The sequence below is a fragment of the Streptomyces sp. NPDC007095 genome, assembly GCF_040634475.1.
GTDB lineage: Bacteria > Actinomycetota > Actinomycetes > Streptomycetales > Streptomycetaceae > Streptomyces.
Genome location: NZ_JBEYFS010000031.1, coordinates 3,080 through 22,529, shown reverse-complemented (window position 1 = coordinate 22,529; position 19,450 = coordinate 3,080). Strand labels below are relative to the sequence as shown.

Genomic DNA, 19,450 nt, shown 5'->3' with positions numbered 1-19,450 from the left:
CCTGTCCCATCCCGTACCCGGGGCTCCGCCCCAGACCCCGGACGGTTTCTTCGGCCGCGGGCCGGTGGGGGCTGATCGCGCAGTTCCCCGCGCCCCTGGGGGCGGGGCTGCGCCCGGCCCCCAGGCCCCGGCCCGCGCGTCGGATTGAGCGGCCTCGCTCTCGAACGCCGGTCGGCCGGAGGCTTTTGGGGGCGCGGGGAACTGCGCGACCAGCCCCCACTCGGTCGCAGCCGAATCACCGCACCCGGAACCCGTTCGGTTGTCGTGCGGAGAACAGTTCCGTCTGTCGGGCCGGGGGCAGGTTGCCCAGGGAGATGAGGTGCGGCGCCTGGGCGAAGGCGTGGGCGCGGGCCGCCTCGTGCGCCGCCCACAGGGCACGGACGGTGCCCTGGACCCCTTCGGAGGGGTAGGAGGCGATCACCGTCGCACAGCGGACGGCGGCCTCCAAAGCACCACCGGGCGGGGTGAGTTCGGACACCCATCCGATGTCGTACGCCCGCCGCGCGGACATCCGTTCGGCGTTCCCCATGAGTGCCATCCGCGCCGCCTCCCCGTACGGCATCCGGTGCGCCGCGTACACGGACTCGTACGCGCTGACCATGCCGTACGTCGTGTGCGGGTCGAAGAAGGCGGCGGTCTCGTCGGCGACGACGAACTCCGCCTCCCCGAGGAGGTAGAAGGCCCCTCCGCACGCCATCCCGCGCACGGCCGCGACGACCGGCTTCCACAGGTCGTTGGCCTTCGGGCCGATGCGCAGGAGCGGGTCGTCCACCATGTAGGGGGAGGCGGGCTGGGGGGTCTCGGTGGTGCGGTCGAGGCCCGTGGAGAAGGCCCGTTCGCCCGCCCCCGTCAGGACGACGGCCCGTACCGAGTCGTCGAAGCGGAACGCCCGCCAGGCGGCGGAGAGTTCGGACGCCAGCGCCTCGTCGATGGCGTTCAGTTTTTCCGGGCGGTCCAGGGTGAGGACCGCGACGCCGGTGTCCTTGTCGGTCGCGATCCGCAGCGCGCCGCCGGTCACGACCGGCCGTCCAGGACCCACTGCGGCAGCCCCTCCCCGCTGAACACCACCCGTACCCGCGCTCCGATCCGGATCCGGTCCGGGGAGAAGGAGTCGAGCGGTGCGCCCGGGGCCGTGACCAGGTTGCCGACCAGGCGGATGTGAGGGGCCTCGGCGAGTTCGACGACGATCGCGTTGTACGGGGCCAGGGCCGCGTACGCCGGGAGCAGCGGCGGGTGCGGGACGACGTACGACCAGACGCGGCCCAGTCCGCTCATCCGTCGCCACTCGTTGCCGAAGGACCGGCAGTGGGGACAGCAGGGGCGGGGCGGGAAGCGCAGCTCGCCGCAGTCGGCGCACGCCTGGATCCGTAGCTCGCCCTGCGCGGCGTACCCCCAGAAGGGCGTGCCGTCGTCGTCGAGGACGGGGGTGAGAAGAGGCTCGGTCATCTCGGCTCCTCAGTTCCGCAGCAGGATCGCGGAGGTGGGGACGCCCTCCCCCGCCGTGACCAGGCAGGTGGCGGCCCCGGGGACCTGGGCGGTGCTCGTGCCCCGCAACTGCTTCACGCCCTCGTTGATGAGGTTGAAGCCGTGGACGTAGGCCTCGCTGAGTCCGCCCCCGCCGGTGTTGAGGGGCAGCCGGCCCCCGATCTCCAGGGCGCCGCCCTCCGTGAAGGCCGCGCCCTCCCCGCGTCCGCAGAATCCGTAGCCCTCCAGGGAGAGCGGGACGAGGGGGGTGAAGGCGTCGTAGATCTGGGCCACGTCGACGTCGTCCGGGGTGAAGTCGGCGTGTTTCCACAGGTGCCGGGCGGCCGTCCAGGCGGGGCCGGTGAGCGGGTCGTCGTTCCAGTAGTTGACCATGCCGTGGTGCTGGGCGGGCAGGCCCTGGGCGGCGGAGTGGACGTAGACGGGGCGCTGCCGGCAGTCCCGGGCGCGCTCCGCGGACACGATCACGCACGCCAGCGCGCCGTCCGTCTCCAGGCAGTTGTCGAAGAGGCAGAGGGGTTCGCTGATCCAGCGGGAGGTCATGTACATCTCGCGGGTCAGCGGGCGCTCGTACATCATCGCGGCGGGGTTCTGGTTGGCGCGGTTGCGGCAGGCGAGGGCGACGTTGAAGAGGTGGTCGCGGGTGGCGCCGTACTCGTGCATGTAGCGACGGGCCAGCATGCCTATCTCGTCGGCCGGTCTGAGCAGCCCGAAGGGGCGGGTCCACTGGGCGGGCGTGGGGAGCTGGACGGCGGTGTTCTTCCACGGCCTGGGCCCGCTGCCCCGCTTCCGCGACCGCCAGGCCACGCCCACCGTCGCCTGGCCGGTGGCGACGGCGGCGGCGAGGTGCGCGACGGTGGCGCAGGAGCCGCCGCCCCCGTAGCCCACCTTGCTGAAGAAGGTGAGATCGCCGAGGCCGACCGCCTTCGCGACCTCCACCTCGTCGGTCTCCTCCATGGTGTAGGAGGCGAGCCCGTCGACTTCGGAGGGCGCGATTCCGGCGTCGTCGAGGGCGGCGAGGATCGCGCGGCAGGCCAAGGTCTTCTCGGACTCGGGGAGTTGCTTGGCGAAGGAGGTCTGACCGATGCCGACGACGGCGGTGGCGTCCTTGATCCCCGGCATGGGTGCACCTCCACGGAAGGGCCCGACTGCTGACAGGCCGTCAGGCTACAGCTAATCTGACGGGTAGTCAGCTAGTGGGTTCGTGCCTACGGAGGCGTGAGATGCGCGGAGACCTGGAGTGGGGCAGCATCCCGGGGCTGATGCGGTCGGCGGCGACGCGCTTCGCGGACCGCGAGGCCGTCGTCGAGGGCCGTACGCGGATCTCGTACGCCGAGCTGGGCGCCCGCGTCGAACGTGCGGCGGCCGCCTGCCTCGCGAACGGCGTACGGCTCGGCGACCGGGTCGCCATCTGGGCGCCGAACACCCTGGACTGGATCGTCTCCGCCCTCGGCGCGGTGTCGGCGGGCGCGGTGCTCGTCCCGCTCAACACCCGCTTCAAGGGCGCCGAGGCGGCGTACGTGCTGTCCCGGAGCCGCGCGCGGCTGCTGTTCGTGACGGGGACGTTCCTGGGGACGTCGTACGTGGCGTCGCTGCGACGGGCGGCGGGGGAGCGGGCGGGGGAGGGCGCCGGAAACGGCCCCCTCCCCGGACTCCCGCACCTGGAACAGGTGGTGGTGCTGGCGGACGACGCCCCCGCCGACTTCCGCACCTGGAAGGACTTCCTGGCGGACGGGGAGGGTGTCGGGGCGGCGGAGGTGCGGGAGCGGGTGGCGGCCGTGCCGGGGTCGGCGCCGTCGGACATCGTCTTCACCTCGGGTACGACGGGCCGGCCCAAGGGCGCCGTGATCACGCACGCGCAGAGCCTGAGGGCGTACGAGGTGTGGTGCGAGCTGGCCGGTCTGCGCCGGGAGGACCGCTACCTGATCGTGAACCCCTTCTTCCACACCTTCGGCTACAAGGCCGGGGTACTCGCCTGTCTGATGCGGGGCGCGACGATGATCCCGCAGCCGGTGTTCGACGTGGACACGGTGCTGGCGAACATCGCGTCCGAGCGGGTCACGGTCCTGCCCGGCCCGCCGACCCTCCATCAGTCCCTCCTCGACCACCCGGCGCGGGCGTCGTACGACCTGTCGACGCTGCGGCTGGTGGTGACCGGAGCCGCCGTGGTCCCGCTGCGCCTGGTGGAACGCCTGCGCACCGAACTGGGCGTGGAGACGGTCCTGACGGCGTACGGCCTCTCGGAGGCCAGCGGATTCGTGACGATGTGCCGCCGGGGCGACCCGTCGTCCGTGATCGCGTCGACCTCGGGACGCGCCATCCCGGGCGTGGAGGTACGCGTCGAGGCACCCACGGGCACCCCGGGCGAAGTGCTGGTCCGCGGTTTCAACGTGATGCGGGGCTACTTCGAGGACGCCGAGGAGAGCGCCCGCGTCCTGACCCCGGACGGCTGGCTGCGCACCGGCGACGTGGGCGTCCTGGACCCGGCCGGCAACCTCCGCATCACCGACCGCATCAAGGACATGTTCATCGTCGGCGGCTTCAACGCCTACCCCGCCGAGATAGAACAGCTCCTCGGCCTCCATCCGGACATCGCGGACGTGGCGGTGATCGGCGTGCCGGACGGCCGGCTGGGCGAGGTCGGCAAGGCCTATGTCGTACGGCGGGAGGGCTCCACCCTCACCTCCGACGACCTCCTCGCCTGGTCCCGCCGGGAGATGGCGAACTACAAGGTCCCACGGGTGGTGGAGTTCGTCACGAAGCTCCCGCGGAACGCCGGCGGGAAGGTGGTGAAGGGGGAGTTGCGGGGACGATGAGGCTCGGGCCGCCTGCTCAGGCGTGATCCGGCGGGGACGACGGCCGCGCAGGTCATTCCTGGACGAGGGACTGCCGGGCGACGGAGTGGACGGCGTGGATCTCGTCCATGGCGGCACGCCAGACGGGGGCGTTCCGGTCGATGGTGCGAGCCGCGTGCTCGGCGGCGCGCAATCGCGCTGCCAGCGCCGGGTTCCTGGCGATCTCCACCGCGACGGCCCACGTCTCGAGGAACTGGACGATCGGCCCGAGGCGGCCCGTGGCCGCGGCCAGCGTGATCGCCTCGTCCTTGTCGCGCTCCATCTCGGCGATCCGATGGGGCGCGACCTGCGCCAGAGCGCACCGGAGGGCGGCCGGCGTCCGCTCGGGCCGTGCGATGCCGGGCCCGCCGGGCTGGGCATGCCGTGCGGTCATCATGATCCTCCCCCGGTGAACCGGGCCCTGGACACACATCGGCCGCGACGGCTCCCCCTCCGCGCCGCCGCGGCCGATCCCCGTGTGGTGTAAGTCCGCCCCCCCGGTGGGACTTAGACCGGCTCGTCCGTCGCGTGGATGTTGTCCGGGGTGGCGTCGCCGGTGCTGTCGTCCTTGGTGATCGGGTTCTTGGTGGTGAGGGGCTCGCTGGTGGCGTGGATGTTGTCCGTGGTGGCTTCGCCGACCGGCTCGCCCGTGGCGTGGATGTTGTCGGTGCTGTTGGTGTCGCTCATGTGGCTGTCCCCCTGACAGTCTCGGTGCAATGGATGGAGCGGCCCGCCCGGCAGCTCCCCCGTGGGCCGCCGGACGGGCATCTCGGGGCCGCTACCCTAGTGCCACGGCCTCAGGTCGCCCCGTCTGCCCCCCGACGCGACGGATCGACTCGTTGAGAGTGCCGGGTGGCGATAAACGAACGATGAACGTCCAGGCGTGAGCCCTGCCGGAGGGTCCTATGCGACGGCGAGCGGGTTGAGGAGCGCCCTGACCGTGTCGGCCTCGGGAGCCCCCAACGTCTGGAAGATGTCGAGGGATTCGCGCCAGCAGACCTGGGCCCGCCCGGAGTGGCCGATCCCGTTCAGAGCCTGGCCGAGCACGATGAGAACGTTGGCCCTGCGCCACTCGCCACCGATGCCGCGCAGGACCGTCAGGGCCATCTCGGCGTTCGCCGCCGCCTGAGCCGGGCGTTGGGCGGCGAGGTCGGCCTCCGCGAGGCGGAACAGGGACATCCCCTCCCAGAGGTGCTGGCGGCTGTTGCGGAAGACCGTGAGCGCTTCGCTCAGACGTGTGGTGGCCTCGGGAAGGCGGCCGCTCTGGGTGAGCGCCAGGCCGAGCGCGTAGCGCCCGTTCGCGCCCTTCAGCGCATGGCCCATGTCGTCGTACATGTCGGTGCCCTGCTGGGCCAGGGACACGGCACTTCTGGTGCGCCTGGTGGCGAGATGGATACGGGAGAGGTTGCACAGCGCGCTCGCCTCGCCGGGGCGGTCGTGGCAGGCCCGGAAGCTCTCGATCGCCCGGGTGAGGTGTGCTTCGCCGTCCTCGTACTGGTTCTGGTAGAGCGCGATCACGCCGAGGGTGTTGGAGGCCCAGCAACTCGTCAGGTGATCCGTCTCGGCGGCCAGTTCGAGGGCCTGCGCGGCTGCCTCGCGGGCGGGGTCGAAGCGTCCGGTGATGTGGTGGACGTAGGCCAGGGTGACCAGAGCCCGTGCTTCCGCGTGCGAGTCACCGGCCTCCTGGGCCGCTTCCCGCAGAGCGGAGGCGACCCCCTCGTACGCCTTGGAGTTCGTGCCGGACTCCGCCAGATCCACGGAGGCCCACAGCACGTCGACGGCGCGCCGGAGGAATCCCTCCTTGGTGGACTGGCGGACGCAGGCGAGCAGGGAGATCGCCTCCGAGTACAGCCAGTCCTGGGCCCGGTGACGGTCTTCGAACGACAGCCCCGGGTGCTCCGTCGGCTCCAGATGGTCCACCAACCGGTCCCCGGGCCGTTCGATCGCGTACACCCCGGCGGCCGTGGCCAAGTAGAAGTCCAGGAGGCGCGACATCGCCGCGTCCCGCTCGCTCGGCGGCTGTTCGTCGCGTTCCGCGCAGGCGCGGGCGTAGAGGCGTACGAGGTCGTGGTAGCGGTAGCGGCCGGGGGCTGCGGATTCCAGGAGGGAGGTGTCGACGAGGGATTCGAGGAGGTCCTCGGTGTCGTCGATCGGGAGGTCGAGGACGGCGGCCGCGGCGGCGAGGGAGATGTCGGGGCCGTCGGCCAGGCCCAGCAGGCGGAAGGCACGGGCCTGGGCCGGCTCCAGCTGGCCGTAGCCGAGTTCGAAGGTGGCCTTGACCGCGAGGTCGCCGGCCTGGAGCTCGTCCAGGCGGCGGCGCTCGTCGCCGAGCTTCGCCGCCAGGACCGAGACGGTCCAGGTGCGGCGGGCGGCCAGCCGGGAGGCCGCGATGCGGATGGCGAGGGGGAGGAAGCCGCAGGCCGCGACGACGTCGAGGGCCGCCTCGCGCTCCGACGCCACCCGCTCCTGGCCGACGATCTTCGTGAAGAGCTGGAGGGCCTCCTCCGGGGACATCACGTCGAGGTCGACCAGGTGGGCGCCCGCCAGGTCCACCATCCGCACCCGGGACGTGACGAGGGCCGCGCAGCCCTCCGTGCCGGGGAGGAGGGGGCGGACCTGGGCCGCGTCGCGGGCGTTGTCCAGGAGGACCAGGACCCGGCGGCCGTCCAGGACCGAGCGGTAGAGCGCCGCGCGCTCCTCCAGGGAGTCGGGGATGGAGGAGTCCGCCGTGCCCAGGGCACGCAGGAACGCGCCGAGGACCGTCTCCGGCTCCGCCGCCCGCTGCCCCGCACCCTGCAGGTCGACGTACAGCTGCCCGTCGGGGAACGCCGCGCGCGCCTGGTGGGCCACGTGCACGGCGAGGGTCGTCTTGCCCACGCCGCCGATGCCCGCGAGCGCCGAGACGGCCATGACCTGGCCCTCTCCCTCGGCGGAGGAGGCGGAGGCCAGGACGTCGCTCAGTTCCTGGACGAACGACGCGCGGCCCGTGAAGTCCGTGACGGTGGCGGGGAGCTGGGCGGGACGGACCGGTGCCGGGGTGGGCTCGGCCGTCGGGGCCGAAGGTTCCGCGAGGCCCGGGTCGGCCTGGAGGATCCGATGCTGGAGCTCCTTCAGACCCGGGCGCGGGTCCACGCCGAGCTCGTCGGCGAGGAGGCGGCGCGTGTCGGCGTACACGGCGAGCGCCTCGGCCTGCCGCCCGCTGCGGTACAGGGCGAGCATCAGCAGTTCGCGCAGCCGCTCGCGCAGGGGGTGCGCCGCGGTGAGGGCGGTGAGTTCGGAGACCGCCTCCGCGTGGCAGCCCTGCTCCAGGTCCATGTCGAGGCGGGATTCGAGGAGTTGGAGCCGCCACTCCTCCAGGCGCGCCCGCTGTGTCTCCGCGTACGGCCCGGGCACGCTCGCCAGCGGCTCCCCGTCCCACAGGCCCAGCGCCCGGTTCAGCAGGTCGCGGGCGGAGCACAGGTCTCCGGAGTGCTTGGCCTTCTCGGCGTCGGCGGTGAGTTCCTGGGCCTCGGCGAGGTCGAGGGAGCTGCCGCTCCCGGCCAGCCGGATCGCGTAGCCGCCGGACTCACTGATCAGGACGCCGGGGTCCAGGGCCTTGCGGAGCCTGGAGGCGTACGTCCGTACGGCGGCCAGCGCCTGGGGCGGGGACTCCTCGCCCCACAGGGCGTCGATCAGCTCGCCGGACGTGGCCGTCCGGCCCTCCCGCAGCAGCAGCGCGGCCAGCAGGGCGCGTTGCTGCGGGGACCCCGTGGGCAAGGAATCCTCGCCGCGCCAGGCGCGCACCGGGCCGAGCACGCTGAAGCGCAACGCCGCCGACTCCCCGGCACGTCGCTGCTCCGGCACTCGCGGTACACCGTCCATCGCCGTCCCCCTGCCGAACCGTCAGTACTACGAGGCCAGTTTGCCTTGTTCATGGCGGATGCGTCAGCCGTGCGAGACAGCGATCACAGGCCCGCACACCGTACAGGCACGGGGGATCACAGGGCTCTCACAACCTCTGCGCACATCTCCGTACAGAGCCGCCCATTCCAGAGGCCTGCGGGGTGTACGGCGGCGGAGCGAGCGGCCGATGAGTCGTCGACGGGTTGTCGACGGCCGGCCGGCGGGTGGTCGACGGGTGGCTTACAGATAGCTGACGGGTCGTCAGATCGGCGCTACCGTGAGCCGTATGGAGACCACGAGGACCACTGAGGCCGCCCAGGCGCCCGCGACCCCGTTCCCGAAGATCATCTCCGTGGACGATCACACCGTGGAGCCCCCCGGCGTCTGGCGCGACCGCCTCCCCGCGAAGTACCAGGACACCGGACCCCGCATAGTCCGCGCGCCGCTGAAGGAGATGACCTTCCTCGGCGGCAGGTTCGCCCCGGTGATGGGCGGCCCCGGCGACGACGGACCCGTCGGCGACTGGTGGGTCTACGAGGACCTGCACCGTCCCCTCACCCGTCTCGACACCGCCGTCGGCTACGACAGGGACGAGATACGGCTGGAGATCATCACGTACGAGCAGATGCGACCCGGCTCGTACGACGTCCCCCAGCGCCTCGCCGACATGGACGTCAACCACGTCCAGTCCGCCCTGTGCTTCCCCACCTTCCCGCGCTTCTGCGGCCAGACCTTCACCGAGGCCAAGGACCGTGAGCTGGGCCTGCTCGGAGTGAAGGCTTACAACGACTGGATGGTGGAGGAGTGGTGCGGCCCGGCGGCGCACGGCCGGCTCGTGCCGCTCACCCTCGTACCCCTCTGGGACCCGGAACTCGCCGCCGCGGAAGTACGCCGCAACGCCGCCCGTGGCGTCCGCGCGGTCGCCTTCTCCGAGATCCCGCCCCACCTCGGGCTGCCCTCCGTCCACACCGACGACTGGGACCCCTTCCTCGCCGCCTGCGACGAGACCGGCACGGTCGTCGCCATGCACATCGGCTCCAGCAGCAAAATGCCGTCGACGTCGGCCGACGCGCCGCCCGCCGTCGGCTCCACCATCACCTTCGCCAACTGCTGCTTCTCGATGGTCGACTGGCTGATGAGCGGCAAGTTCGAACGCTTCCCGAACCTCAAGGTCATGTACGCGGAAGGCCAGATCGGCTGGATCCCCTACATCCTGGAGCGCGCCGACGTGGTCTGGGAGGAGAACCGCGGCTGGGGCGGCGTCGCCGACAAGGTCCACCGCCCGCCGTCCGAACTCTTCGCCGACCACGTCTACGGCTGCTTCTTCGACGACGCGTTCGGCCTGCGGAACCTCGACGCCATCGGGGTCCCGAACGTCCTCTACGAGACCGACTACCCCCACTCCGACTCCACCTGGCCCAAGTCCCGCGAGGTCGGCGAGGCCCAGATGGGGCACCTGGACGCGGACGTGGTGGAGCGGATCGTCCGGGGCAACGCCATCGAACTGCTGGGGCTGACGGAGGACGGGCTCTGGGCCGGGCCGGGGGGTCCCCGTTGAACCAGTCCCCGTCGAACCGGTCGGCGCCGAAGCAGTCCCCGTCGGACCCCGCGCCCCTGCTCTACGGGATGCAGCTCCCGATCCAGTCCCAGAGCACGATCTACGCCGAACCCTGGGAGGCCAAGGCCGGTCCCGGCGAGCTCGTCGCCGTCGCCCGCGCCGCCGACCGTGCCGGCTTCGCGTACGTGGCGAGCTGCGACCACGTGGCCGTCCCGCGCCGTCTCGCGGACGCCATGAGCACGATCTGGTACGACCCCGTCGCCACCCTCGCCTACCTCGCGGGCGTGACCGAGCGCGTACGGCTGCTCAGTCATGTCGCGGTCGTCGGGCTGCGGCATCCGCTGGTCACGGCCAAGCAGTACGCGACCCTCGACCACCTCTCCGGCGGGCGGCTGATCCTCGGGGTCGGTGCCGGGCATGTGGAGGAGGAGTTCGAGGCGGTGGGCGCCGACTTCGCGCGGCGGGGGGCGGTGCTCGACGAGTCCATCGACGCGCTGCGCGCCGCCCTTGGGGTGGACGAGTTCCCCGTGCACCACGGGAAGCTGTACGACTTCGAAGGGCTCGGGCAGCGGCCCAGGCCCGCGCAGGAGCGCGTGCCCGTGTGGGTGGGCGGCTCCTCGCCCGCCGCCGTGCGCCGGGCCGCGCTGCGGGGCGACGGCTGGCTGCCGCAGGGGGATCCGCGCGAGCGGCTGCCGGAGCAGATCGCCCGCCTGTACCGGATCAGGGAGGAGGCGGGGATCTCCGCGCCTCTCGTCGTCGGGGCCATCACCGAGCCCCTGTACGTCGGCACGCCCGGCTGGCAGGTCGGGCGGCGCACCGTGAGCGGGGCCCCGGAGGCGGTCGCCGAGTCGTTGCGGGCGTACCGGGCGATGGGGGTGCACCAGATCCAGGTGCGGTTCCGGGCGCGGGGGCTGAGTGAGCTCGTCGACCAGATCACGGCGTTCGGCGCCGACGTCGCGCCGCACCTCAACCAGAGCGCGCCGCACCTCAACTAGGGAGTCAGGGTATGGGCAAGCTGGACGGACGCGTCGTCATCGTCACCGGGGCGGCGCGCGGGCAGGGCGAGCAGGAGGCGCGGCTGTTCGCCGCGGAGGGCGCCAGGGTCGTCGTCGCGGACGTGCTCGACGACCGGGGCGAGGACGTGGCCAAGGAGCTGGACGCGCTCTACGTCCACCTCGACGTGGGCCGGGAGGACGACTGGGCGGCCGCCGTCGCCGCCGTGAAGGGCGCGTACGGGCGGATCGACGGGCTGGTCAACAACGCGGGCATCCTGCGCTTCAACGCCCTGGTGGACACCCCGTTGGACGAGTTCCTCCAGGTCGTGCAGGTCAACCAGGTCGGCTGCTTCCTCGGGATCAAGACGGTGGCGGGGGAGATCGCCGCGGCCGGCGGGGGCACGATCGTCAACACGGCCTCGTACACCGCGATGACCGGGATGGCGGCCGTGGGCACGTACACGGCGACCAAGCACGCCATCCTCGGCCTCACCCGCGTCGCCGCCCTGGAGCTGGCTCACCAGCGGATACGGGTCAACGCCATCTGCCCGGGCGCTGTCGACACCCCCATGTCGAACCCGGCCCAGCTCGACCCGACGGCCGACCCCGAGGAGATGACCAGGGCCCTGGACGAGCTGTACAGCAAGCTCGTGCCGCTCGGGCGGGTGGGCAGGCCCGAGGAGGTCGCCCGGCTCGCCCTCTTCCTGACCTCCGAGGACTCCTCGTACATCACCGGGCAGCCGTTCGTGATCGACGGGGGGTGGCTGGCGGGGGTCAGCGTTCTGTGAGGCCCATCGCGAGCTGACGGTTCGTCAGCTATTGACGCTTCACGGGCTCGGTGCAACAGTCGGCGGCAAGTAGATCTGACGGAACGTCAGATACGAATGTGGGGACGGTGAACCTCCTTGGAATTCGGGCTCTTTGTACAGGGATACGTGGGCAAGCGCGCCGAGACCGACCCGCTCGCGGAGCACAAGGCGCTGATGGAGGAGACCGAGTACGTCATCCAGGCGGACAAGTCCGGCTTCAAGTACGCCTGGGCGTCCGAGCACCACTTCCTGGAGGAGTACTCGCACCTCTCGGCGAACGACGTCTACCTCGGCTATCTCGCCCACGCCACGGACCGCATCCACCTCGGCTCGGGCATCTTCAACCCGCTCGCCCAGGTCAACCACCCGGTGAAGGTCGCCGAGAAGGTCGCCATGCTCGACCACCTCAGCGAGAACCGCTTCGAGTTCGGCAGCGGACGGGGCGCGGGCAGCCACGAGATCCTCGGCTTCCTCCCCGGCATCACCGACATGAACTACACCAAGGAGATCTGGGAAGAGACCATCGCCGAGTTCCCGAAGATGTGGCTCCAGGACGAGTACGTCGGGTTCCAGGGCAAGCACTGGCAGCTCCCGCCCCGCAAGGTGCTCCCCAAGCCGTACGGGAAGGCGCACCCCGCGATGTGGTACGCCGCCGGGTCGCCGCCCTCGTACGCCATGGCCGCCCGCAAGGGCCTGGGCGTGCTCGGCTTCAGCGTGCAGAAGGTCTCCGACATGGAGTGGGTGCTCCAGCAGTACAAGACCGCCATCGTGGACGCCGAGCCCGTCGGGGCCTTCGTCAACGACAACGTGATGGTGACGACGACGGCCATCTGCGCGCCGACCCACGACGAGGCGATACGGATCGCGGTCGGCGGCGGACTGCACTACCTCCCCTCCCTCGTCTTCCGCTACCACGACACCTTCCCGCGCCCCGAGGGCTTCCCCGTCTGGCCGGAGACGCTCCCCGAGTACAACGCGGAGTTCGTCGAACTCCTCATCGAGGAGGAGCTGTTGATCTGTGGTGACCCGGACGAGGTGCTCACCCAGTGCAAGCGGTGGGAGCAGGCGGGTGCCGACCAGCTCTCCTTCGGGCTGCCGGTCGGGGTCCCGAAGGAGGAGACCCTGCAGACGATCCGGCTGATCGGCGAGCACGTGATTCCGAAGATCGACACGGATCCGGTGCACCGGACGACCCGTTTCCGGCAAGCGGTCTGAGGAGGGTGCGGCCATGCTCGACCACGTCATCAAGGGCGCGACCGTCGTGGACGGCACGGGCGCGCCCGGTTACACCGCGGACGTCGCCATCCGCGACGGCCGTATCGCCGCGATCGGCACGGTGACGGAGGCGTCCCGCACGAGCGAGGACGCCTCCGGTCTCGTCCTCGCCCCCGGATTCGTCGACCCGCACACGCACTACGACGCCCAGCTCTTCTGGGACCCCTACGCCACCCCGTCCCTGAACCACGGGGTGACGACGGTCGCGGGCGGCAACTGCGGCTTCACCCTCGCCCCGCTGAACCCGGCACGGCCCGAGGACGCCGACTACACGCGCCGCATGATGTCCAAGGTCGAGGGGATGTCGCTGGTCGCCCTGGAGGAGGGGGCGCCCTGGAACTGGCACAGCTTCGGCGACTACCTCGACGCCCTGGAGGGGCGGATCGCCGTCAACGCGGGCTTCATGGTGGGGCATTGCGCGCTGCGGCGGTACGTCATGGGCGCGGACGCGGTGGGCGGGCGGCCGACCGGGGAACAGCTGGAGCAGATGCTCGCCCTCTTCCACGAGGCGATGGAGGCGGGAGCCTGGGGCCTGTCCACCACCCAGTCCTCCACCCATTCCGACGGCGACGGGAAACCGGTCGCCTCCCGGCACGCGAAGCCGGCGGAGTTGCTGGCTTTGAGCAGGGCCGTCGGCGAGCACGAGGGCACCCAGATCGAGGCGATCGTCGCCGGCTGCCTCGACCAGTTCAGCGACGACGAGATCGACCTCTTCGTCGAGATGAGCGCCGCGGCGGGCCGCCCGCTCAACTGGAACGTGCTGACCGTCGACGCCGCCGTCCCCGAGCGCGTACCGAGGCAACTGGTCGCGAGCGAACGGGCGCGGAAGGCGGGCGGCCGGGTGGTGGCCCTCACCATGCCGATCCTCACCCCCATGAACATGTCCCTGGGCACGTTCTGCGCGCTGAACCTGATCCCCGGGTGGGGGCCGATCCTCGCCCTGCCCGTCCCGGAGCGCATCGCACGGCTGCGGGACTCCTCCGTGCGGGCCGAGATGCTGGCCCGGGCGAACAGCAAGGAGGCGGGCGTCTTCCGCCGGCTCGCCAACTTCGGCCGGTACGTCATCGGGGACACCTACAGCCCGGCGAACGACGGCCTCACCGGGCAGGTCGTGAAGGACATCGCGGCCCGGCGCCACCAGGAACCCTTCGAGTGCCTGGTCGAGATCTGCGCGCACGACGACCTGCGGACGGTGCTGTGGCCCATGCCCACCGACAACGACACCGACTCGTGGACGCTGCGCGCCGAGACCTGGCAGCACCCGGACGTCATGCTCGGCGGCTCGGACGCGGGGGCCCATCTGGACCGCATGTGCGGGGCCCCGTACACGACCCGGTTCCTCGGGGACTGTCTGCGCGGGCGGAAGCTGACCACGCTGGAGGCGGCCGTGAAGATGCTCACGGACGACCCGGCGCGGCTCTTCGGACTGAGGGAACGCGGGCGGATCGCGGAGGGCTTCCATGCGGACCTCGTGCTGTTCGACCCGGAGCGCATCGACGCCGGCAAGGCCACCCTGGTGCACGACCTGCCGGGAGACAGCCCGCGACTCGACTCCAGGGCGATCGGCGTCACGGCGGTCTGGGTCAACGGGGTCGAGTCGATCCGGGGGGACGTGGTGACGGGCGCCGTACCCGGGAAGGTGCTCCGCTCCGGGCGGGACACGCAGACGGTGAGCACGCGGTGACCGATGTGCGGGGGGCGGGCGACGAGCAGCGGCTGTTCATCGGCGGCTCCTGGGTGGAGCCCGACGACGGGCACTACGAGGTGATCGACCCGGCGACGGAGGGTGTCGTCGGGATGGCGCCGGAGGCCTCGCGGAAGCAGGTGCACGCGGCCGCCGCCGCGGCCCGGGAGGCCTTCGGCCCGTGGTCACGGACGCCCCCCGAGGAGCGCGCGGCGCTCCTCGGCCGGGCGGCGGACATCATCCGGCGCAACTTCCTCCCCTACGCCGATCTCGCCCAGGCCGAGAGCGGTGCCACGACCGGGACCGCGCGCGGGATGCAGGTGGGGGTGGGCGCGGCCCGTTTCCGGCGCTACGCGCGCGTGGAGCCCGTCGAGCAGCCGCTGCCGCCGCAGATCAACGAGGCCGGGCCGTTCGGGAACGCGGCGGTGATGGGCGCCCTCGCCGTCCGCCAGCCGGTCGGCGTGGTCACCTGCGTCACTTCCTACAACAACCCCTGGGCCAACCCGGCCGGGAAGATCGCCCCCGCCCTGGCCATGGGCAACACGGTGGTGGTGAAGCCCGCCCCGCAGGACCCGCTCTCCGTGTACCGGATGGCTCAGGCCCTGGAGGCGGCGGGCGTACCGGCGGGTGTCGTGAACGTGGTGAGCGGTTCGCGCGCGGAGGTCGGCGAGGCGGCCGTGGACTGCGAGGACGTGGACATGGTCAGCTTCACCGGCTCGACGGCGGTGGGGCAGCGCATCGCCGAGGTGTGCGGGCGGGGGATGAAACGCCAGCTGATGGAGCTGGGCGGGAAGGGCGCGGCGGTCGTCTTCGACGACGCGGACGTCGGGTCGGCGGTGCTCGGCATCGGCACGACGTTCTCCTTCTACAGCGGCCAGATCTGCACGGCGCCGACGAGGGTGATCGCACAGCGGGGTGTCCACGACCGCCTGGTCGAGCAACTGGCGGTGTACGCCGGGCGGTTGACGGTCGGGGATCCGCGGGAGCCCGGGACGGTCGTCGGGCCGGTCATCTCGGCGGCCCACCGGGACCGGGTCGAGGCCTACGTCGAACTCGGCCGCAAGGAGGGCGCGCGGATCGTCACGGGCGGCACGCGCCCCCCGCACGACCGCGGCTTCTACGTAGCCCCGACCCTCCTCGCGGACTGCACCCCCGACATGCGGGTGGTCCGCGAGGAGATCTTCGGGCCCGTCGTCGTGGTCGTCCCCTTCGACGACGAGGAGGAAGGCATCGCCCTCGCCAACGACAGCGACTACGGGCTGATCGACTACGTCTGGTCGGGCGACGTCGCCCGCGCCTTCCGCGTCGCCCGCGCGCTGCGTGCGGGCGGGGTGGGCGTCAACACCGTCGGCCGCAACATGGAGGCACCGTTCGGCGGCTTCAAGAAGAGCGGGGTGGGGCGTGACGTGGGGTCGTACGCACTGCACGCGTACAGCGAGGTGCAGGCGATCGTGTGGCCGTCGGGTAACTAGTGCCGCAGCAGGCAACGTTCGCCCCGTCGCGACGCCCGGCACGCACTCTCGCCGCACCGGCCGAAAGCCCAAGTACGTCCAGTACGAGGACTTCCGGCCGACACGCCGGGAGCACGCACCGGACGCCGCTCCTTGACGGGCATACGTTGCCTGCCGCGGCACTAGGGCCTGTCCGGACCGGCAGGGTGGGTCATCCGAGCGGGGGTGTCGAGACCGCCCGGCATGGCGCCGGGGTCCGCGGCGCCACGCGGCGGATGCTGGTGGCTCCCACCGTGCGGGAGAGGCCCGTGAACGACCCCGGCCCTCAAGCAACCCGAAGGCCCGCATCCACCGGAGCCGGCTACGACTCGGCGGGCCAGGCCGGGGTCATCGGCATTGGACTCGCCGCCGTGCTGACGTTCGCACTCGCGCAGGGTTCCTGGCAGTGGTTCTCCACGTACATCGGGGTGACGCTTCTTGCCGTGATCTTCGCCTTCCAGCGGCGGCCGGCGTGGACGCCCGGCATCCGATCGGCGTACATGCGCGGCCTGGTCGCCTATTCGCTGGTCGTCGGCCTGTGCGTGGCGATCGCACTGGCCCCCATGATGCAGCGCTGGGCTTGGCTGTTTCCGATGTCGGGCACGCGGAGCGGGTGCGAGGGGACGGGCAGGTACGAGGCCATCCGGTCGAGGGCCGCGCTGGCGAGCCTGGCTGACAGCGACGGCGCCGCCTTGGCGTACGCGCAAGTGGCCCAGAGCGGCAAGGCCGTTGCCGACTGCCTGGCCGCCACGACGACCCTGTGGCTGCCCGTGTACGGAGCTGGGGCCGCTGTGCTGGTAGGTAAGGCAGCCACTTCGTCGGGCAGGCTCATCGTCATGTTGACCGTCATGCGGACATCGTGCGGTGAATGTGGTGACGAGTATGGCGAATGTGGGAAACACCGGCCCCGATGGGACGCTCAGGCCTCGTCCCTGAGACGGGTGCGCTGGATCTGGCGGGCCAGGGTGCGGCGTACGGAGGCCGATTCGGTGGGGGTGGCCGTCGCGGGGTCGGGAATGTCGAGGGCGCGGCTGATCTCGTCGTAGGCGTGCCGGTGGCCGCCGGGCAGAGCGGCCCGGTGCAGCCGCAGGTCCTCCTCGACCAGGCGCCGGAGTTCGTCGACGCTCTGGGGTGTGAAGTGCTTCTTTCCCCGGGCGACGGCGTTGAGGTGCCGGGTGCAGTGGGCGGTGTCGTGGAGGGTCTCGGAGATCTCCTCGGCGAGGCCCCAGAGGCGCCCCTCGAGCCATGGGGTGTCGTGCTGGTCGAGGGAGAGGCGCGGCGGGGGTGATGGATCGTCCCCCTTGTGCTTGGTGACCTGCTTGGACACGGCGGGCTGACTCATGCCGGTGAGGCGGGCGATCCTGTCCTGGGTCCAGCCGAGACCGGCGAAGAGTTTGATCATCTCGGCGCGCAGCCGGCGCATCTCCTCGCCCGCGCGGATGACGTCGTTCATGTCGGCGAACATCCGCTCGGCCTGCGCTTCGGTCAGGGGCTCGGTCGGGGGCTCGGGGGTTCGACGTGTGTCCTCTTCGACTGCCATAGCTCGGTTATATACCCAGGTCGAGTGTACCCACGGAGCCATAACCCGGTTGTATAACTCGGTTATGGCTGCCAGGATCCGTGTCATGCCCACCTTCACCGCACCTGATGGAACCCGCCTCGCCTACCGCCTGATGGGAGGCGGGAGCGGAGACGGCGTCGGCGATCCGGTCCTCTGTGTCCCCGGCGGCCCCACGGACTCCCGCTACCTCGGCGACCTCGGAGGCCTCTCCCTGTACCGTCGGCTGGCCGTCCTGGACCTGCGCGGTACCGGCCGGTCCGCGCGCCCGCACGACACCGCCGGGTATCGCTGCGACCGCCTGGTCGACGACGTCGAGGCGCTGCGCGCGCACCTCGGGCCGGCCCGGCTCGACCTGCTCGGCCACTCCGCCGGAGCGAACGTCGCGACGCAGTACGCGGCCCGGTATCCGGAGCGCGTCGGCAGGCTCGCCCTGATCGGCCCCGGCACCCGAGCCGTCGGCATCGAGGTCACGGGGGAGGCGCGGCGCGCACTCGCGCGGCTCAGGGAGAGCGAGCCGTGGTTCCCGGCGGCGTTCGCCGCTCTGGAGGCGATCGGTGTGGGGACGGGCGGCGACCGGGAGGCCATCGCCCCCTTCTTCTGGGGCCGTTGGGACGCCGCGGCGCGGCAGCATCATGCGGCCGCCCGGCCGGGCAACGAGGAGGCCGTGGCCTTCTTCGGGGCCGAGGGCGCCTTCGACCCGCCCGCCACCCGCGCCGCGCTCGCCGTCTGCCGGGCCCCCGCCCTGCTGCTCACCGGGGAGTTCGACCTGAACAGTCCGCCCGGGGCGACGGCCGAGTTCGCGGGGCTGTTCCCCGATGCGCGACTCGTCGTGCAGCCGGGGGCCGGTCATTACCCGTGGCTCGACGACGCCGGGCGGTTCGTGGCGACCGTAGCGGCGTTTCTGGGCTGAGTACGACTGGCAGTAGCGTCGCTATCGAAATGGTGTTAGCGTTGCTCTCGTCGGGTGGTGAACGCCGCTACCCCGCGACATCGAGGAGCATCGTCATGACCGAGCACTCCAGCACGTCGGGAACGTCTCGCCGAGTGGCCGTCGTCACGGGCGGATCCCGCGGAATCGGCCGGGAGACCGCCGAGCGCCTCGCGGCCGACGGTTACGCCGTCGTCGTGAACTACGCGGGCAACGAGGCCGAGGCCGACAAGACCGTCGCCGCGATCACCGAGGCGGGCGGAGAGGCGATCGCCGTCCGCGCCGACGTGGCCGACGAGACCGAGGTGGCCGCCCTCTTCGACGCCACCGAATCCGCGTTCGGCGGAGTGGACGTCGTCGTCCACGCGGCCGGTGTCATGGTTCTCGCGCCCCTGGTCGACCTCGACCTCGACGCGCTGGACCGCATGCACCGCACCAACATCCGCGGCACGTTCGTCGTCGACCAGCAGGCGGCACGACGGCTGCGCGCGGGCGGCGCGCTCATCAACTTCTCCAGCTCCGTGCTGGCGCTCGCGATCCCCGGGTACAGCGCGTACGCCGCCACCAAGGGTGCCGTCGAGGCCATGACCCTGATCGTCGCGCGTGAGCTGCGCGGCCGGGACATCACCGTCAACGCCGTGGCCCCCGGCCCGACCGCCACCGCCCTCTTCCTGGACGGCAAGGACGAGGAGACCATCGCGCGGATGGCGGCCCAGCCGCCGCTGGAGCGCCTCGGCACCCCCCGGGACATCGCCGACGTGGTGTCCTTCCTCGCCGGTCCCGCGGGCCGCTGGGTCAACGGCCAGGTGCTGCGGGCCAACGGCGGCATCGCGTAACTCGCCACGAGTCGAGCTGTCACGAGTCGAGCTGTCACGAGTCGAGCTGTCACGAGTCGAGCTGTCACGAGTCGAGCTGTCACGAGTCGAGCTGACACGAGTCGAGCTGTCACGAG

The 19,450-nt window shown here is 71.7% G+C and carries 18 protein-coding genes; 9 read left to right on the top strand and 9 right to left on the bottom strand.

Annotation, left to right across the window (positions count from 1 at the left end):
* Positions 1 to 235: 235 nt before the first annotated feature.
* Genes ABZ656_RS13460 through ABZ656_RS13450 form a run of 3 tightly spaced genes read right to left on the bottom strand, consistent with a single transcriptional unit; the run spans position 236 to position 2,604 of the window.
* Positions 236 to 1,039 carry an enoyl-CoA hydratase/isomerase family protein gene (locus ABZ656_RS13460; protein ID WP_360267532.1) on the bottom strand — a complete coding sequence of 268 codons (804 nt, stop codon included), beginning with the start codon at positions 1,037 to 1,039 and terminating at the stop codon, positions 236 to 238.
* Positions 1,015 to 1,446: an OB-fold domain-containing protein gene (locus tag ABZ656_RS13455; protein ID WP_101404454.1), complete on the bottom strand. Its 432-nt coding sequence runs from the start codon at positions 1,444 to 1,446 to the stop codon at positions 1,015 to 1,017. The genes ABZ656_RS13460 and ABZ656_RS13455 overlap by 25 nt, the downstream gene beginning before the upstream one ends.
* A 9-nt stretch (positions 1,447 to 1,455) precedes the next feature.
* Complete coding sequence (locus ABZ656_RS13450; RefSeq protein ID WP_101404455.1) at positions 1,456 to 2,604, bottom strand: lipid-transfer protein; 1,149 nt, start codon at positions 2,602 to 2,604, stop codon at positions 1,456 to 1,458.
* Between the two features lie 101 nt (positions 2,605 to 2,705).
* On the opposite strand from ABZ656_RS13450, the gene ABZ656_RS13445 reads away from it, so the two are divergent.
* Positions 2,706 to 4,298 carry a FadD3 family acyl-CoA ligase gene (locus ABZ656_RS13445; protein WP_360267528.1) on the top strand — a complete coding sequence of 531 codons (1,593 nt, stop codon included), beginning with the start codon at positions 2,706 to 2,708 and terminating at the stop codon, positions 4,296 to 4,298.
* Positions 4,299 to 4,350: 52 nt separating this feature from the next.
* Here ABZ656_RS13445 and ABZ656_RS13440 read toward each other — a convergent pair whose 3' ends face one another.
* The 3 genes from ABZ656_RS13440 to ABZ656_RS13430 form a co-directional block, all read right to left on the bottom strand.
* The gene (locus ABZ656_RS13440) at positions 4,351 to 4,713 is read right to left on the bottom strand and encodes a hypothetical protein (RefSeq protein ID WP_101404457.1); all 363 of its coding nucleotides are present in this window, start codon (positions 4,711 to 4,713) and stop codon (positions 4,351 to 4,353) included.
* A 110-nt stretch (positions 4,714 to 4,823) separates the two neighbouring features.
* The gene (locus tag ABZ656_RS13435; protein ID WP_101404458.1) at positions 4,824 to 5,003 is read right to left on the bottom strand and encodes a hypothetical protein; all 180 of its coding nucleotides are present in this window, start codon (positions 5,001 to 5,003) and stop codon (positions 4,824 to 4,826) included.
* Between the two features lie 216 nt (positions 5,004 to 5,219).
* Positions 5,220 to 8,177 (bottom strand): AfsR/SARP family transcriptional regulator, encoded by a 2,958-nt coding sequence (locus ABZ656_RS13430; protein ID WP_101404459.1) that lies wholly within the window; start codon positions 8,175 to 8,177, stop codon positions 5,220 to 5,222.
* A 307-nt stretch (positions 8,178 to 8,484) separates the two neighbouring features.
* Here ABZ656_RS13430 and ABZ656_RS13425 point away from each other — a divergent pair, with 307 nt between their 5' ends.
* The 6 genes from ABZ656_RS13425 to ABZ656_RS13400 all read left to right on the top strand — a co-directional run bounded on the left by ABZ656_RS13425 (position 8,485) and on the right by ABZ656_RS13400 (position 15,991).
* Positions 8,485 to 9,756, top strand: a complete 1,272-nt coding sequence (locus ABZ656_RS13425; RefSeq protein WP_360267523.1) for an amidohydrolase family protein — start codon at positions 8,485 to 8,487, stop codon at positions 9,754 to 9,756.
* A 68-nt stretch (positions 9,757 to 9,824) separates the two neighbouring features.
* The gene (locus ABZ656_RS13420) at positions 9,825 to 10,751 is read left to right on the top strand and encodes a TIGR03619 family F420-dependent LLM class oxidoreductase (protein WP_101408022.1); all 927 of its coding nucleotides are present in this window, start codon (positions 9,825 to 9,827) and stop codon (positions 10,749 to 10,751) included.
* 11 nt (positions 10,752 to 10,762) lie between these two features.
* Entirely contained in the window at positions 10,763 to 11,539 is a 777-nt protein-coding gene (locus ABZ656_RS13415; RefSeq protein ID WP_101404461.1) for a glucose 1-dehydrogenase, read from the top strand.
* A 117-nt stretch (positions 11,540 to 11,656) separates the two neighbouring features.
* Positions 11,657 to 12,775, top strand: a complete 1,119-nt coding sequence (locus ABZ656_RS13410) for an LLM class flavin-dependent oxidoreductase (RefSeq protein ID WP_097285170.1) — start codon at positions 11,657 to 11,659, stop codon at positions 12,773 to 12,775.
* The gene (locus tag ABZ656_RS13405; RefSeq protein WP_360267606.1) at positions 12,735 to 14,519 is read left to right on the top strand and encodes a D-aminoacylase; all 1,785 of its coding nucleotides are present in this window, start codon (positions 12,735 to 12,737) and stop codon (positions 14,517 to 14,519) included. Before ABZ656_RS13410 ends, ABZ656_RS13405 begins: the two co-directional genes overlap by 41 nt.
* Entirely contained in the window at positions 14,516 to 15,991 is a 1,476-nt protein-coding gene (locus ABZ656_RS13400) for an aldehyde dehydrogenase family protein (RefSeq protein WP_360267519.1), read from the top strand. The genes ABZ656_RS13405 and ABZ656_RS13400 overlap by 4 nt, the downstream gene beginning before the upstream one ends.
* A gap of 340 nt (positions 15,992 to 16,331) precedes the next feature.
* On the opposite strand, the gene ABZ656_RS13395 is transcribed toward ABZ656_RS13400, so the two are convergent.
* From ABZ656_RS13395 to ABZ656_RS13385, 3 genes are all read right to left on the bottom strand, one after another.
* Positions 16,332 to 16,511: a hypothetical protein gene (locus ABZ656_RS13395; protein WP_180362451.1), complete on the bottom strand. Its 180-nt coding sequence runs from the start codon at positions 16,509 to 16,511 to the stop codon at positions 16,332 to 16,334.
* Between the two features lie 15 nt (positions 16,512 to 16,526).
* Positions 16,527 to 16,859 carry a hypothetical protein gene (locus tag ABZ656_RS13390; RefSeq protein WP_360267516.1) on the bottom strand — a complete coding sequence of 111 codons (333 nt, stop codon included), beginning with the start codon at positions 16,857 to 16,859 and terminating at the stop codon, positions 16,527 to 16,529.
* Positions 16,860 to 16,928: 69 nt separating this feature from the next.
* A complete protein-coding gene (locus tag ABZ656_RS13385; RefSeq protein ID WP_101404464.1) occupies positions 16,929 to 17,549 on the bottom strand; it encodes a hypothetical protein in 621 nt (206 codons plus the stop codon).
* A gap of 85 nt (positions 17,550 to 17,634) precedes the next feature.
* Between ABZ656_RS13385 and ABZ656_RS13380 the strand changes: the two genes are divergently transcribed.
* Together ABZ656_RS13380 and ABZ656_RS13375 are read left to right on the top strand one after the other, a co-directional pair.
* Positions 17,635 to 18,480, top strand: a complete 846-nt coding sequence (locus tag ABZ656_RS13380; protein WP_360267512.1) for an alpha/beta hydrolase — start codon at positions 17,635 to 17,637, stop codon at positions 18,478 to 18,480.
* Between the two features lie 95 nt (positions 18,481 to 18,575).
* Positions 18,576 to 19,334: an SDR family oxidoreductase gene (locus tag ABZ656_RS13375; RefSeq protein ID WP_360267509.1), complete on the top strand. Its 759-nt coding sequence runs from the start codon at positions 18,576 to 18,578 to the stop codon at positions 19,332 to 19,334.
* The last annotated feature ends 116 nt before the right edge of the window (positions 19,335 to 19,450 follow it).

What these genes read in the sequence shown, in the direction of transcription:
- ABZ656_RS13395 (WP_180362451.1), bottom strand. Translation starts at nt 16,511, where the DNA reads ATGTACGCCGATCGGATGCCGGGCGTCCACGCCGGCCGCCGCTGGAAG.
- ABZ656_RS13420 (WP_101408022.1), top strand. Translation starts at nt 9,825, where the DNA reads ATGCAGCTCCCGATCCAGTCCCAGAGCACGATCTACGCCGAACCCTGG.
- ABZ656_RS13425 (WP_360267523.1), top strand. Translation starts at nt 8,485, where the DNA reads ATGGAGACCACGAGGACCACTGAGGCCGCCCAGGCGCCCGCGACCCCG.
- ABZ656_RS13415 (WP_101404461.1), top strand. Translation starts at nt 10,763, where the DNA reads ATGGGCAAGCTGGACGGACGCGTCGTCATCGTCACCGGGGCGGCGCGC.
- ABZ656_RS13435 (WP_101404458.1), bottom strand. Translation starts at nt 5,003, where the DNA reads ATGAGCGACACCAACAGCACCGACAACATCCACGCCACGGGCGAGCCG.
- ABZ656_RS13375 (WP_360267509.1), top strand. Translation starts at nt 18,576, where the DNA reads ATGACCGAGCACTCCAGCACGTCGGGAACGTCTCGCCGAGTGGCCGTC.
- ABZ656_RS13385 (WP_101404464.1), bottom strand. Translation starts at nt 17,549, where the DNA reads ATGGCAGTCGAAGAGGACACACGTCGAACCCCCGAGCCCCCGACCGAG.
- ABZ656_RS13430 (WP_101404459.1), bottom strand. Translation starts at nt 8,177, where the DNA reads ATGGACGGTGTACCGCGAGTGCCGGAGCAGCGACGTGCCGGGGAGTCG.
- ABZ656_RS13380 (WP_360267512.1), top strand. Translation starts at nt 17,635, where the DNA reads ATGCCCACCTTCACCGCACCTGATGGAACCCGCCTCGCCTACCGCCTG.
- ABZ656_RS13390 (WP_360267516.1), bottom strand. Translation starts at nt 16,859, where the DNA reads ATGACGGTCAACATGACGATGAGCCTGCCCGACGAAGTGGCTGCCTTA.
- ABZ656_RS13445 (WP_360267528.1), top strand. Translation starts at nt 2,706, where the DNA reads ATGCGCGGAGACCTGGAGTGGGGCAGCATCCCGGGGCTGATGCGGTCG.
- ABZ656_RS13440 (WP_101404457.1), bottom strand. Translation starts at nt 4,713, where the DNA reads ATGATGACCGCACGGCATGCCCAGCCCGGCGGGCCCGGCATCGCACGG.
- ABZ656_RS13450 (WP_101404455.1), bottom strand. Translation starts at nt 2,604, where the DNA reads ATGCCGGGGATCAAGGACGCCACCGCCGTCGTCGGCATCGGTCAGACC.
- ABZ656_RS13455 (WP_101404454.1), bottom strand. Translation starts at nt 1,446, where the DNA reads ATGACCGAGCCTCTTCTCACCCCCGTCCTCGACGACGACGGCACGCCC.